The sequence below is a fragment of the Desulfococcus sp. genome (assembly GCF_041737845.1).
Taxonomy (GTDB): Bacteria; Desulfobacterota; Desulfobacteria; order Desulfobacterales; family Desulfococcaceae; genus Desulfococcus.
Genome location: NZ_JBGSQX010000018.1, coordinates 14,507 through 27,947 on the forward strand (window position 1 = coordinate 14,507; position 13,441 = coordinate 27,947).

Sequence of the window (13,441 nt, forward strand, 5' to 3'; positions counted from 1 at the left end):
TCCATTTCAGGTATCGATGCTTACTATGAAACCCTAGCCTGAAAGGACATCAAGCATTGAAGCCACCACTGCTCATCGATCCGTTCAACCGGAACCTCACCTATTTGCGGGTGTCGATCACCGACCGCTGCAACCTGCGGTGCATGTACTGCATGCCGTCCCGGGAGACGATTCCACGGCTGGCCCACACCCAGGTGCTGCGTTACGAGGAGATCCTCCGGATCGTTCGCATCGGGGTCCAGCTCGGGATCACCAAAATCCGCATCACCGGCGGGGAGCCCCTGGTGCGCAAGGGAGTTTATGAATTTCTGTCGGAGCTGGGGAAAATCGAAGGGCTGACGGACATTTCACTGACAACCAACGGCGTGCTCTTAAAGGATCATCTGGCCCAGATCCGGGATGCGGGCATCAAACGGCTCAACATCAGCCTCGACACACTGAACCGGGAAAAGTTTATCCGGATCACGGGGCAGGATGCGTTCACCCAGGTCTGGGAGGGCATCGAGGCCGCCCACCACATGGGGTTTGCGCCCATCAAGTTCAACACGGTGGCGATGAAAGGGATCAATGACGACGAACTCACGGACATCGCCCGGCTCTCTTTCACCTATCCCTTCCATATGCGGTTCATCGAGTACATGCCCATCGGCGATCATCACCTCGACCGGAGCATACGCCTGCTCGCCCCGGAGATCCTGGCGCGAATGAGCCCGCTGGGCGATCTGACGCCGATCCGGCGAAGCCGGGACGACGGCCCGGCAGAACGGTACCGGTTCCAGGGGGCCCGGGGGGAAATCGGCATCATCCAGCCGCTCAGCAACCATTTCTGTCACCTTTGCAACCGGCTTCGGCTGACGGCCAGCGGCCAGCTGCGGCCCTGCCTCCTGTCAGACCGCCAGGAGGATCTCAAGGGCCCCATTCGAAAGGGATGCCTCGACGGCGACATCGTCAAGGTATTCCTGGAAGCCGTGAGGTTCAAACCCATGGAGCATCGGGTTGATGACGTCCGGCAAGACGAGGTCAGGGACGCCATGTCCTCTATTGGCGGGTAACCCCGGGCCGCCTTACTTCAGCAGGCCCGGCAGGATGGTGACGATCTCAGGGAACAGCATGAGCAGCAGGATGCAGATCAGATAGGTCGGCAGAAAATAAGCGACCCCCCGGAAAACCTCCTCCAGGCGGACCCCTTCCGACATACCGGCCACCACGTAGGTCGTTGCCCCAACGGGCGGCGTCACCGCACCCATTGTCGTCACCACGGTAATGGTCACCCCGAACCAGATGGGATCGTACCCCAGTTCGACGGCCACCGGAAAAAAAATCGGAATCGTGATGAGCAGGAGGGCCAGGGCGTCCATGACCGCCCCGCCGATGATGTAGATGAAAAAAATGATCATCATGATGATTCCCCGGGGTACGGGAAGGGAGACCACCCATCCGGCAATATCGTAGGGAATACGCGTCACCGCCAGAAATCGGCCGAAGATCACCGCGCCCATGACGATGGTGATGACCATGCAGGAAATCCCCAGGGTGTCCATCACCGACGCCGTGAATTTCCGCCGGCTCAGGCTCCCTTGAATCAGGCTGATGAGAACGGCAAAAAACGACCCCGCGGCCCCGGCTTCGGTCGGTGTGAAGATGCCGAAATAAAGCCCCAGCATCACGAGCAGGAAGAGCACCAGCATCTCCGTGGCCCCCGAAAGCGCCCCCAGTCTTTCCCGCCACCCCACGGCTGGCCCCGCCGGCCCCCAGTCGGGATGCCGCCGGCAGATCAGGGCCACCGCCCCCATCATCAAGAGCGCCAGCAGGACGCCCGCCCCCACGCTGCCGTAAAACAGCCTGGCGATGGACTGCTCCGTGGAAAGCCCGATGACAATCAGCACGACGCTGGGAGGGATGACCACCCCCAGGGTAGACCCGCATGCCACGGCGCCGGTGCTCAGTTTGGGATGGTACTGATATTTCTTCATCTGGGGCAATGCCACGGTGCTCATGGTGGCTGCGGTGGCCACATTGGAGCCGCAGATGGCCGAAAACGCGGAGCAGGCCATGATGGTCGACATGGCGAGGCCCCCACGGATATGGCCGACCCACTTGTAGGCGGCATTGTAGAGTTTTTCATTGACGCCGCAATGGAAGGCGATCTGCCCCATGAAGATGAAGAGGGGAATGACCGTAAGCCCATATCTGGAGAAGGTATCCCAGACCACGGAGCCCACCATGTTCAGCCCGGCCTTAAATGAGATGATATGGCAGAACCCCAGGAATCCGACAATGCCCATGGCGAACCCCACGGGCATGTTCAGAAAAAACAGGGCCGCCAGAAGCAGCAGAATGCCGCCGATGCCGATCAGCACCAGGCTCACGATTCCTCCCCTTTTTTCGGCAGGAACATCGCAGGAAGACGGCCGATCAGGATCAGCCCCAGAAAACCGCAGCCTGCGGCCGTGCCGTAGGTGAACGGGTAATAGGCCATGCGAAGGGTCTCGCTCACCTCCCCGGTCTGAAAAAGGGTATGGCCCTTTTCACCGAGCTGCCATGCCACAATCCCGAAAAACCCGGCGCAAAGCAGATGGTTGATGCCGTCCAGAAACCGGCCCACCGGCGGGGGAAACCGCCGGAACAGCACATCCACCGAGATATGCCCGCGCTTCATCTGGGTATACCCGAGGGCGAAGCTGGTGGCGACCGCCCCGAAAAACCCCATCAGCTCGAAGGTCCCCCGGATGGGCAGCCAGACGAAGCGAAGGAGGATATTCCCGCAGGTGAGCGAAATCATCGCGACGAGAAAGATCCCCGCGACAATCATCAACACCCGGTTGATCCCCGCCATCATTTTATCGAACATCATCCACCGCCTCCCGCCCTTATTAAAGCCTCCATCATCATTGACCGGCGCGCACCGAAAGCCTGTGCCGGATATCCTTCACGATGGCCTCGGCCGGAAAGCCCTTGGCGTTGGCATCCGCAATCCACCCGGCTGTTATCGGTTCGAGGAGCGCATCCCATTTGGCCTTCTCCGCAGGCGGCAGGGTGATCACCTCCACCCCGTGATGCTGCCGGGACCAGGCGACGGCCTCTTCAACATGACCGTCCATGTAGTTTCCGGTCCACTCCGCCTGCTCGACACTCAGGTCATCCATCACCTTCCTGACATCTTCAGGAAGGGCTTTCCAGGCATCCAGGTTCATCACCACGGCAAAGGGATAGATCACCGTCTCGGTCATGGTGATGTAGGGGCAGATCTCGGCGAATTTGAGATCCTTCATGACCTCAAGGGAGGAGAACAGCCCCTGGACCACCCCCTTCTGAAGGGCCTCGGGGGTGTCGGACATGGGCATCCCCACCTGATTCGCCCCCCATGCCGTGAGGATCTGGGCGGCCCCCCCCGAGGCGCGGAGGTCCAGACCCTTCAGGTTTGCGAGGGATCGGACCGGGGTTTTGGACATGATATTGGCGGGGGCCGTGGTGAACATCGTGAGCACCTTGACCTTGGCGAAGGATTCGGGCTGGTAGGCCTGGTAAATGTCCCAGAGCACCAGGCTACCGACCCTGGCGCTGGGGATGGCAAGGGGCAGACTGAGGGCGTTGGTCAGGACGAATCGCCCCGGCTGATAGGCCATGGAGAGGCACCCGATATCCGCCTGACCCGCGATGACGCCGTCCATCATGTCCTTGGCGTCGAGGAGCGTGCCCCCGGGAAAGGTCTGGATCCGGACCTGACCGCTGGTCCGCTTTTCCACCTCGGTTTTCCAGCGCTCCATCTGAACGCAGGGGAATGTCGGGGCCGGGGGAAAATTCGCGTACCTGAGTTGGACCGGTCCGGCCGCCGCACCCCGGACCGGGGCCGTTCCCATGATCATCAGAACCGCCAGCACCGCCGTCCATCCGCAAAAAGACTGTCTCTTCATCGCATCGCCCTCCGTGTTGTTTGGGTTGACCCGGATTTATTCATTGGGGGCCGCCTGGCAGCCCGCCTCAAATGCCGCAAGGGCGGCCGCGCCCATCGTGCCCTGCTTTTCCAGCCGGCGTTCTAGAATCCGGCGGACCGCTTCGGCCCGACAGAAGATCTCCGGGCTTCGAGCCAGGACAAAGCCCAGCATGATCAGATTGACGGACTTGGGGCTGCCCAGGGCGGCGGCCATCCGGTCGGCATCCACCGTGCAGCGGGTCATCTCGCACACCGGCGCCTTCGGCTGGTTCACCACCGACCATCCGCCGGGCTTCAGGAAATAGCCGTGCAGGGCGACGTTCTCGGCTTTCATGATGAGAACCCCGTCCGCCATGCCCGGACGGATGAGGGGGCTCGTGAACCTCCCGACCTTGAGATGGGATACAACGGTCCCGCCCCGCTGGGCCATGCCGTGGGTCTCGGAGGTCAGGACCGGAAAACCGCTCTGGATCGCGGCCTCCGCCAGGATCCGCGTCACGAAAAGGATCCCCTGGCCGCCCACGCCGCTGATCACGATCTGCTGCCCCGTCGTCGTCATGATTTGACCTCCTCGATGGCCCCCTTGGGGCAGACATGGATGCAGACGCCGCACGCGGCGCACGCCATGCGGTCCACATGAACCTTTTCCCCGGCCGCGTCGAGCACCAGCGCCGGGCATTCGAACTGCGTCACGCAATGGGCACAACCGTCGCACCGATCGGTCGCGACCACCGCAATTTTGGCCTCCCGGGCGCCCTCCTGGCGGCGGTCCAGAATGCAGGGATACCGGGAGATCACCACGGCCGGCCCGCGGTCCCGGCCGTAGGCCACCGCCTCTTTCATCAGGCCGATGAAATCGTCCAGGCGGTAGGGGTTTCCGGTGGTGCAGTATTCCACACCGCACGCCTTCACCAGGGCTTCGATATCCACGGTGTCGAGCGGTTCGCCGCAGGCTCCCAGCCCCGTCGCCGGCGTGGGCTGACTGCCGGTCATGGCCGTGGTGCGATTGTCCAGAATGACCAGAACGAACCGGACCTTCTGCACGACCGCATCGATGAGGGCCGGAATGCCTGCGTGAAAAAAGGTGGAGTCCCCCATGGTGGCGACGATATCCGGCCGCTTTTCCAGATCCTTGTGGGCATGATAAAAACCGGCGGCCTGGGAGATGGCGGCCCCCATGCAGAGGACGGTATCCACCGCCCCCAGGTTGAGGCCCAAGGTATAGCACCCGATATCCGACGGATAGATCCCCTTGGGCGCAGCCCGCTTGATGGCGTAAAAGCTGGCACGGTGAGGGCAGCCCGCGCAGAGGGTCGGCCGCCGGCCCTTTGCCTCGGGCGGCAGGGGTGCGGTCCTGGCGGGAACGCCCGCAAACCCGGCGATGAGCCGTTCGATGTCCTCCGGGAGCAGCTCCCCGACCCGGGGGACCGCCCGGCTGTTTCGGCCCTTGACGCGCCGCCCGTCGGCGATCTGCATCTCGATGACTCCGGTGGTCTCCTCGATGACGAGGATCTCGTCGTGGCGGGCAAGAATATCGGAGATGAAATCGACATGGAGCGGGAAGGGCTGGATGACCTGATAGACCGACAGGCTCCCCCAGAGTCCCATCTCCTCGACGATCTCCCGGGAATGGGCGGCGGCCACGCCCGAGACGACCAGGGCCCGCCGCGCCGGCCTTCCGGGGTTCAGCCATGCGGGCGCCGTCTTCCCATACCGGGCAATGGCATCCAGCTTCTCCTCGAGCTGCCGGTGTAGCTGGTGCCTGAACTTCGGCGTGGCGGCCCACCGGGCCGGATTCCTTTCAAAATTCGCGGTACGCCGCTGGCTTTGGATCGCGGAGGATGAAATATCCTGCCGGCTGTGGCAGACCCGGGTGGTCGGGCGGATCATCACGGGGATCTCAAAGGCCTCCGACAGGTCATACCCCACAGCCGTCATATTTCTGGCCTGTTCCGGCGAATCGGGGTCCAGGACGGGAATCTTGGCCATGACCGCCATGAGCCGGCTGTCCTGCTCCGTCTGGGAGGAATGGGGGCCCGGGTCGTCCGCGCTGATGATGATGAAACCGCCCTTGGTCCCCATGTACGCGGCGCTCATGAGCGGATCCGAGGCCACGTTCAGCCCGACCTGCTTCATGCTGACGGCGGTGCGGAGCCCGGTGATGGCCGCGGCATAGGCGATTTCAAAGGCGATCTTTTCGTTGACCGCCCACTGGACGTGGAGGGACAGCCCGTGGGTCCGCTTCAGGGAGGCCACCGATGCCAGTATCTCGGAGGCCGGGGTCCCGGGATAGGATGTCGCCACGGCACACCCGTTCTCCAGAAGCCCCAGCGCCATGGCCTCGTTTCCCAGCATCAGTTTCCGTTCGCTCACCCGATCCCCCTTTGGATATGGAATGTCATCTCATGTATGGAGCAATCCCGGCCGAATTATCCAACTCGCCCGGGTTTGTCAAGCACCGAATCGCGGTCTGCGGGAGATGGCGGCACCCCGCAGCCGCCCCCGGCCGAGAGGGCCATTTCAGCGAGAAGGTCGTCGTAGGCCCCCGAAGCCTTTTCCCATGCATGGACGGCCATGGCCCGGGAAAGCCGCCGCCGCGCGTCGGACATTCGGGATGCGTTCATGGCGAGCCAGGCCAGTTTCTGAACGAAGTCCCCATGCCCCTCATAGAGAAATTCCTTGTGAAACTCCGGGGGGAGGATCTCCGGGTAGGAGAGCCGCCGGGGCAGGAGGGGGAGGCACCCCGCCGCTATGGCCTCCACCACGGATATCCCGAAATTTTCTTGAAAGGCGGTGCTGACGACAATGTCGCCCTGCCGAAGGATGTTTTGATATGCGTTTTTATCCGGGATATAGCCGTCATGAATGATGCGGCCGCCATACCGCTCCCGAGCCCGGGCAAAGGCCGCGGGGATGTTTCGGTAGCGCTCTCCCAGGAGTGCGAGCCGAAATTCGGTCCCACCCTCCATCAGGGCGTCCAGCCCCTCGAAAAAGCCCTCGGGATTCTTGTCGAACTCCCATCGATGATTCCAGATGATGAGGGGCGGATCCTCCCGGCGGGGACGCGTCAAGTCGCCGCCCTCGAAGCGGCAGCCGGGATGGAGCACCCGGGCCTTGCGCCGGATCGCCGCCGCCACCCAGTTCGGGCGGCAGTCGGGCATCATGTTCAGAAAGCCGGGGAGTTCGCTGAAAAAGCGCTCGTGATGGGTCCGGGAATTGAACACCACCCGGTCTGCGGACAGGGCGGTGGTGATGTCGGTGAATCCGAACTGAGCGTCGAAGGACTCGCCCGCCGACAGCGGGTAGGTCAGCTGGCTTTCATGGAAATAGACCATGGCCGGGGGGCACCCGGCGCCGGCCAGGGACCTGAAATCCGACAGGCTCATGAGCCCGCTTGCGATCAGGCCGTCGTAGGATCCCAGGGGACGCCCGCGACGGGACAAGGCCTGGAGTTTCCCCCAGAAATGGAGGGCCGCCCCCCGCATCCGCCATTTCCAGAACCGTGCGGGAAGGGTCACGAGATCGATTTCGTGACGGGAATGAGCGGCGAGGCCTTCGGCGAAATCCCGGTGGGAGCCGCCGAAGAACGGCTCCAGGAACAAGAATTTCAACCTTCCTACAGCCGCCAATATTCGATGGCCATGGCGGCCGCTTCGGACGCGCTGAACGCACTTTTGATGTCGATGACCAAGGGCGTTTCACCGGCGCAGAGCCCGGCGATCCCGCCCAGGCCCATCTCCCGGTAGGCGCGGTGCATGACGGCCAGGATCACCGCGTCCATCCCCGCGAGATCCTCCAGGGCGCACAGGGTCAGGCCGTAATATTTCAGGGCCTCCTCCGGGTCCGCCAGCGGATCGTGGACCCTCACCTCGATGCCGTAATCCCGCAGCTCGGACACGATGTCCACCACCCGGGTGTTCCTCAGATCGGGCACATCCTCCTTGAAGGTCAGCCCCAGAACCGCGATTCTGGCACCCAGGATCGGCCGGCCCGTCTTGATGAGCATCTTGACGGTCCGCTCCGCCACGAATTTGCCCATGCCGTCGTTGATGCGCCTGCCGGCCAGGATCATATCCGGATGATACCCCAGGGATTCGGCCTTGAACGTGAGGTAGTAGGGATCGACGCCGATGCAGTGGCCGCCCACGAGACCCGGCTTGAAGGGCAGGAAATTCCATTTGGTCCCGGCCGCCTCAAGGACCTCAGTGGTGTCGATGCCCATCTTGTCGAAGATCATGGCCAGCTCGTTCATCAGGGCGATGTTGAGGTCCCGCTGGGTGTTCTCGATCACCTTTGCGGCCTCGGCCACCTTGATGGACGATGCCCGGTGCAGCCCGGGCCTGACCACCTGGCCGTAGATCCGGGCGAGCAGGTCGAGGGTCGCCTCGTCGGAACCCGACACGATCTTGAGGATCCTGTCAAAGGTATGCTCCTTGTCCCCCGGATTGATCCGCTCCGGGGAATAGCCCACCGTGAAATCCCGGCGGAAGGCCAGTCCCGATTCCTTTTCCAGGATGGGCACGCAGACCTCTTCCGTGGCGCCTGGATAGACCGTGGATTCATACACGACGCAGCTTCCCCGGCGCATGTGCCGCCCCACGATGCGTGACGCCCCCCGGAGCGGCTCCAGATCGGGAATCCGGTAGACATCGATGGGCGTCGGGACGGCCACGATGATGAACCGGCATTCGGACAGCCGGGCAGGATCGTCCGTGAAGGCGATGGCCGACGCCGCAAGGTCTTCGGGGGTCACCTCAAGGGTCCGGTCATATCCGGAGGCCAGCTCCCGGATCCGGGCCGATTTCAGGTCATAGCCCACCACGTCGAAATGCCCGGCCAGATGGATGGCGAGCGGAAGGCCGACATATCCCAGGCCGACAACGGCAATCTTCTCTGTTTTATTATACAATCCTTCTGCTGTAATCATTTTTCTCCAAACCCGTTGTAACGCATTTATCATGATGTGGTTGCGGCGGGTTCGAAACCTTTTGGGTTTCCCGCAGCGCAATACCTTGCCCCTGTGAAAAAAACATGACGGATACCTCTCCCCTGTGCCGGCTCGGATGGCTTGCGTTCCTGGCAGGCTATCACCGGGGCATCTCGGGAGCCGGAATCCCCTGTCCCACCAGGTCTGAAACCTCCTGTTCCGTCAGATGGCGCCAGGACCCCTCAGCCAGGCCGCCCAGGCGGACCGACGCGACCCTTACCCGCTTCAGGGCCGCCACCTGCCCGCCGACCTTTCGGACCATCCGGCGGACCTGCCGGTTCCGGCCCTCCCTCAGGGTAATCCGAAACTGTGTCGGAGAGATCCTCCGGACCCTGGCGGGCCGGGTTCGGACGCCCATGAGGGGCAGCCCCTCGGCCATCTTCCGGAGGGCGCCCTCCGGAAGGGGCTGGGCCGTGGTCACCTCGTATTCCTTTTCATGGTCGAAGGAGGGATGGGAGAGCCGATGGTGAAGGCTGCCGTCGTTGGTGAGGAGCAGCAGGCCCGTCGAATCCTTGTCCAGGCGCCCCACGGGGTAGACCCGCTCGGGGACGTCCACCAGCTCCATGACGATCCTGTCTCCTGGCTGCTCACAGCTCGTGACATACCCCAGGGGCTTGTTGAGGGCGATATAGATGAACCGCTCTTCGAGGGAAACCGGCGCACCGTCCAGGAGGACGCGGTCTTTTTCGGGATCGATCTTCGTGCCGAGCACGCAGACCACCTCCCCGTTCACCTGGACCCGGCCCTCCCGGATACAGGCCTCCCCGTGGCGCCTCGAACAGGCGCCTGAGGCGGACAGAAACTTCTGAAGGCGGATCAATCCCATGGGTCTGCGGCCATTTCCCGGATCAGGACCGGTAATCCGCGTTGATCTTGACGTAGTCGATGGAAAAATCGCAGGTGAAGACCGAGGCCGACGCGGTCCCCATGTGGAGATCGATGACAATGCGGTATTCCGGCTTTTTCAGAACCGCCGTGACCGCCTTTTCAGCCTCATTCCCGCAGGTCATCCCATTTCGGCACATCATCACGCCGTCGAACCGGATGTCGATGGCATCCGGCGCCACCGGTACCCCCGAGCGCCCGGCAGCGGCGATGATCCGGCCCCAGTTGGCGTCTTCCCCGAAAAGGGCGGTTTTGACCAGGTTGGAATGGGCCACGGTGTCGGCCACCTTTCGGGCGTCCCCCTCCGACGCCGCGCCGACGACGGCGATCTCGACCAGCTTCGTGGCGCCCTCCCCGTCCTTCACGACCATCCTGGCCAGCCGGATCAGAACGTCGTCCAGCCGGGCCTGGAACTCGGCCTGCTCCGGGTCGCTTCGGACGGCCGCGCCGGACCGCCCGCCCGCCATCATCAGGACGGTATCGTTGGTGCTGGTGTCTCCGTCGACGGTGATGCGGTTGAAGGACCGGTCTACGCCTTCGGCAAGGGATTTCTGAAGCACCTCGGGCGAAACCGCCAGGTCCGTCACGATGAAACAGAGCATGGTCGCCATGTCCGGACGGATCATGCCCGACCCCTTGGCGACTCCCATCAGGGTGTAGGGCGTACCGGCCATTTCAGCCTGGACCGACACGACCTTCGGGACCAGATCGGTGGTCATGATGGCTTCGGCAAACTCGTCGATGCCTTCCGGCGAAAGTGCGTTTGTCAGTTGGGGCATCGACAGGACGACGGCATCCATCGGCATGGGCTGGCCGATGACGCCCGTCGACGCGACACAGACGAGATCCTCGGAAATTCCAAGGGCCGCCGCCGCATGCCGGGACATGGCCTCGGCGTCCCGCATACCGGCGTCACCCGTGCAGCAGTTGGCATTCCCGCTGTTCACGATCACGGCCTGGCACCGGCCGGACTGGACACGGCGACGATCCAGCAGGACCGGTGCGGCCTGAACCCGGTTCCGGGTGAACACCCCGGCAACCGAGGCCGGCGCCTCCGAAACGATCAGGCCCAGGTCCCTTCCCCCCTTTTTTTTGATGCCCGCGGCAATCCCCGCAAACGTAAAGCCCGCACACCTCTTTTTTTCCATGTTCACCATCGCTATACTTTGACTTTCCCAAAGATTCGATCTATTATTTCGATTTCAAAAATAGATATGATTTTATTTTGACCATTTGACAGAATCGTTCACGCTTGTCAATTCCTTTGGATTTCATCCCGTCGGAAGGCCGACACAGGAGAATGATCGAATGTACCATGGATTTCCGCAGATGAAAGGGGGGCGTCTGAAAAGCGCACCATGCCCGACGTGCGGCGGCCCCCTGGATGTCCAGCGATCCTGACGGCAGACCTTTCTGCGCTGCAGGTCCTGCAGCCGCCGCTTCACCATTGAACAGATCGCCGATGCCCTGGATGACGACCTTGAGGAGCTGCTGGCCAATATCCCCTGCAACCGGCTCTAATTGCAGATGGTTGTCCTAAACGGCCTTTTCCCGGTCCTGGCCCTTCTGTTTCTGGGCGGATGTCTGAAAAAACTCCGCCTGACCAACGACGCCTTCCTGAAAACCGCTGACAAGCTGGTCTATTTCATCTTTTTTCCCGCCATGCTTTTCTGGAAGATCGGCGGCGCCCGGACCGCCGACGGCATCCACTGGCCCTTCTGCCTCGCGTCCCTGACCGCCGTGGGCATCCTCTATCTCATCAGCGCGGGCGTCATCCTGCTGGCTGTTCCCGAATTCGAAGCCGGCTCCTTTTCCCAGGCCTGCTACCGCTTCAACACCTACATCGGCATGGCCGTCATCCTGGGCACCCTGGGAGAGGAAGGCGCAAGGCATTTCGGCATCATGGTGGGATTTGCCATCCCCATCATCAATACGCTGGCCGTCTCGACCCTGATCTGGCATTCCGGCAGGCGGTTTTCCCCGGGCGAGCGCCTCCGGATCACCGGACGGGCGCTGGTCTCCAATCCGCTCATCCTCGCATGCGCCGCCGGCATCCTGCACGCCCGGCTTGCCGGGGCCTTCCCGGCCTTCATCGACGGCGCCTTCAAACTGGCCACCTCGGTCACGCTGCCCCTGGCGCTCATCTCCATCGGCGGCACCCTGACCTTCGAAACCCTGCGGGGGCACCTGAAGCTTTCCCTGGTTGCGGCTGCTCTCAAGCTGATTCTATTCCCCCTGGTTGGATATACCTGCTTGAAATATTACAGTGTTTCAGGCGTCCCCTTCAAGGTGGGCATGATCTTTTTCGCGCTGCCGACGTCCACGGCCATCTATGTGCTGTCATCCCAGCTCAACAGCAGCACGGCGCTTGCATCGGCCAGTATCGTGGTGTCCACGCTGCTGTCGTTCATTCCACTGTCCATTGTGCTGCTGCTCTGATAGACATATGTTGAGAAACTTCAGAATGACCATTGAATACGACGGGGGAAACTACGCCGGATGGCAGTTTCAGAAAAACGCAAGGACCATTCAGGGCGAGATCGAGTCGGCCCTCCAAACCATGGTCGGCCGCCCTGTTCGCCTTTGCGCCTCGGGGAGAACCGACGCGGGGGTCCATGCCCTGGGTCAGGTGGCCGGATTCCGCTGCGACACCCGGCTCTCTCCGGAGACCTTTCAGAAGGGATTGAACAGCATGCTGGACGACGACATCGTCATCCATGACTGCCGGGAGGCCGCAGGCAGTTTTCACGCCCGGTTCGACGCCGTGGGCAAGACCTATCATTATTACATTCTGAACCGGCCCCTGCCCTCGGCCATCCGCCGGCGCCACGTCTGGTTCATCCGCCGGCCCCTGGACGATGCGGCCATGCAGAGCGCCGCCGACATGCTCACCGGAGAACATGACTTCAGTGCCTTCGAGGGCGCGGGGAGCCCCCGGGAGCACGCCATCCGGGTCATTACGTCCGCGCGGTTCGAAAGGGGCGGGGGCGGGGAAATCGCTTTCAAGATCTCTGCCAACGGGTTCCTTCGGTTCATGGTTCGGAACATCGTCGGGACCCTCGTGGAGGTGGGGCACCACAGGATCACTCCGTCTGAATTCCAGGCGGTTCTGGAATCGCGGGACCGAAGGCGCGCCGGCGCCACCGCGCCGCCCCAGGGGCTGTTCCTCATGAAGGTCTGGTATCCGGGCGAGGAGGATCGGACATGACCAAACGGAAAGCATTCAAGACGACGGGTTTCGTCAAGGTGGCCCTCATCGAGAACCCCATCGAGGCCCAGGTCCTGAGCGGCGCCCTTGCCCAAGAGGGAATTCCCCATGAACTGAAAAGCTACCATGACACCGCCTACGACGGACTGTTTCAGGCCCACAAAGGGTGGGGAGAAATCCGGGCGCCCGAAGCCTTCAGAAAAAAAATCCTTGAATTTCTTGACGATATCCGGCGGGAAGACCTGAGCGACTTTGAGGCGCCCCCGGCGTGACGCCCTCGTCCGAACCCCATCCGTCGATCCGGTATTTTTCGCAAAAAGATTGAATTATTCAGCAGATGCACTAAAATATGCGTCATAATTTTAATGAGAGACGTCAAAATGATGACTTTGGTACAGCGGGGCACGGACTTCGTGCCCGATCCCAT

14 protein-coding genes are annotated in these 13,441 nt (G+C 62.3%); 5 read left to right on the plus strand and 9 right to left on the minus strand.

Features of this window, described 5'->3' with window-relative positions; all coding sequences use genetic code 11:
* Window positions 1–56: 56 nt before the first annotated feature.
* Window positions 57–1,052, plus strand: a complete 996-nt coding sequence (moaA, locus tag ACEW8N_RS01810) for a GTP 3',8-cyclase MoaA (RefSeq protein ID WP_373498079.1) — start codon at window positions 57–59, stop codon at window positions 1,050–1,052.
* 12 nt (window positions 1,053–1,064) lie between these two features.
* Here moaA and ACEW8N_RS01815 read toward each other — a convergent pair whose 3' ends face one another.
* The 9 genes from ACEW8N_RS01815 to argJ all read right to left on the minus strand — a co-directional run bounded on the left by ACEW8N_RS01815 (window position 1,065) and on the right by argJ (window position 10,954).
* Entirely contained in the window at window positions 1,065–2,369 is a 1,305-nt protein-coding gene (locus ACEW8N_RS01815) for a TRAP transporter large permease (RefSeq protein ID WP_373498080.1), read from the minus strand.
* The gene (locus tag ACEW8N_RS01820; RefSeq protein ID WP_373498081.1) at window positions 2,366–2,854 is read right to left on the minus strand and encodes a TRAP transporter small permease; all 489 of its coding nucleotides are present in this window, start codon (window positions 2,852–2,854) and stop codon (window positions 2,366–2,368) included. The genes ACEW8N_RS01815 and ACEW8N_RS01820 overlap by 4 nt, the downstream gene beginning before the upstream one ends.
* A 34-nt stretch (window positions 2,855–2,888) precedes the next feature.
* The gene (locus ACEW8N_RS01825; protein ID WP_373498082.1) at window positions 2,889–3,914 is read right to left on the minus strand and encodes a TRAP transporter substrate-binding protein; all 1,026 of its coding nucleotides are present in this window, start codon (window positions 3,912–3,914) and stop codon (window positions 2,889–2,891) included.
* Between the two features lie 36 nt (window positions 3,915–3,950).
* Window positions 3,951–4,493, minus strand: coding sequence for an indolepyruvate oxidoreductase subunit beta (locus ACEW8N_RS01830; RefSeq protein ID WP_373498083.1), 543 nt, complete (start codon window positions 4,491–4,493; stop codon window positions 3,951–3,953).
* The gene (locus ACEW8N_RS01835) at window positions 4,490–6,307 is read right to left on the minus strand and encodes a thiamine pyrophosphate-dependent enzyme (RefSeq protein WP_373498084.1); all 1,818 of its coding nucleotides are present in this window, start codon (window positions 6,305–6,307) and stop codon (window positions 4,490–4,492) included. The genes ACEW8N_RS01830 and ACEW8N_RS01835 overlap by 4 nt, the downstream gene beginning before the upstream one ends.
* A 56-nt stretch (window positions 6,308–6,363) precedes the next feature.
* On the minus strand, window positions 6,364–7,545 hold the full coding sequence (locus tag ACEW8N_RS01840; protein WP_373498085.1) for a DUF3524 domain-containing protein: 1,182 nt from the start codon (window positions 7,543–7,545) through the stop codon (window positions 6,364–6,366).
* A gap of 5 nt (window positions 7,546–7,550) precedes the next feature.
* Window positions 7,551–8,843: a nucleotide sugar dehydrogenase gene (locus tag ACEW8N_RS01845; RefSeq protein WP_373498086.1), complete on the minus strand. Its 1,293-nt coding sequence runs from the start codon at window positions 8,841–8,843 to the stop codon at window positions 7,551–7,553.
* Window positions 8,844–9,021: 178 nt separating this feature from the next.
* Window positions 9,022–9,747 (minus strand): pseudouridine synthase, encoded by a 726-nt coding sequence (locus ACEW8N_RS01850; RefSeq protein WP_373498087.1) that lies wholly within the window; start codon window positions 9,745–9,747, stop codon window positions 9,022–9,024.
* Between the two features lie 22 nt (window positions 9,748–9,769).
* Window positions 9,770–10,954, minus strand: a complete 1,185-nt coding sequence (gene argJ, locus ACEW8N_RS01855; RefSeq protein ID WP_373498088.1) for a bifunctional glutamate N-acetyltransferase/amino-acid acetyltransferase ArgJ — start codon at window positions 10,952–10,954, stop codon at window positions 9,770–9,772.
* A gap of 265 nt (window positions 10,955–11,219) precedes the next feature.
* Here argJ and ACEW8N_RS01860 point away from each other — a divergent pair, with 265 nt between their 5' ends.
* From ACEW8N_RS01860 to ACEW8N_RS01875, 4 genes are read left to right on the plus strand one after another with little or no spacing between them, the layout of a single operon-like run.
* The gene (locus tag ACEW8N_RS01860) at window positions 11,220–11,327 is read left to right on the plus strand and encodes a dual CXXC motif small (seleno)protein (RefSeq protein ID WP_373498225.1); all 108 of its coding nucleotides are present in this window, start codon (window positions 11,220–11,222) and stop codon (window positions 11,325–11,327) included.
* A 6-nt stretch (window positions 11,328–11,333) separates the two neighbouring features.
* Window positions 11,334–12,245, plus strand: a complete 912-nt coding sequence (locus tag ACEW8N_RS01865) for an AEC family transporter (RefSeq protein WP_373498089.1) — start codon at window positions 11,334–11,336, stop codon at window positions 12,243–12,245.
* 25 nt (window positions 12,246–12,270) lie between these two features.
* Complete coding sequence (truA, locus tag ACEW8N_RS01870; protein WP_373498090.1) at window positions 12,271–13,014, plus strand: tRNA pseudouridine(38-40) synthase TruA; 744 nt, start codon at window positions 12,271–12,273, stop codon at window positions 13,012–13,014.
* Window positions 13,011–13,286, plus strand: a complete 276-nt coding sequence (locus ACEW8N_RS01875) for a hypothetical protein (protein WP_373498091.1) — start codon at window positions 13,011–13,013, stop codon at window positions 13,284–13,286. Before truA ends, ACEW8N_RS01875 begins: the two co-directional genes overlap by 4 nt.
* The last annotated feature ends 155 nt before the right edge of the window (window positions 13,287–13,441 follow it).

Coding starts and splice junctions, on each gene's coding strand:
- ACEW8N_RS01820 (WP_373498081.1), bottom strand. CDS start 2,854: ATGATGTTCGATAAAATGATGGCGGGGATCAACCGGGTGTTGATGATT.
- ACEW8N_RS01825 (WP_373498082.1), bottom strand. CDS start 3,914: ATGAAGAGACAGTCTTTTTGCGGATGGACGGCGGTGCTGGCGGTTCTG.
- ACEW8N_RS01830 (WP_373498083.1), bottom strand. CDS start 4,493: ATGACGACGACGGGGCAGCAGATCGTGATCAGCGGCGTGGGCGGCCAG.
- ACEW8N_RS01850 (WP_373498087.1), bottom strand. CDS start 9,747: ATGGGATTGATCCGCCTTCAGAAGTTTCTGTCCGCCTCAGGCGCCTGT.
- argJ (WP_373498088.1), bottom strand. CDS start 10,954: ATGGAAAAAAAGAGGTGTGCGGGCTTTACGTTTGCGGGGATTGCCGCG.
- ACEW8N_RS01865 (WP_373498089.1), top strand. CDS start 11,334: ATGGTTGTCCTAAACGGCCTTTTCCCGGTCCTGGCCCTTCTGTTTCTG.
- truA (WP_373498090.1), top strand. CDS start 12,271: ATGACCATTGAATACGACGGGGGAAACTACGCCGGATGGCAGTTTCAG.
- ACEW8N_RS01875 (WP_373498091.1), top strand. CDS start 13,011: ATGACCAAACGGAAAGCATTCAAGACGACGGGTTTCGTCAAGGTGGCC.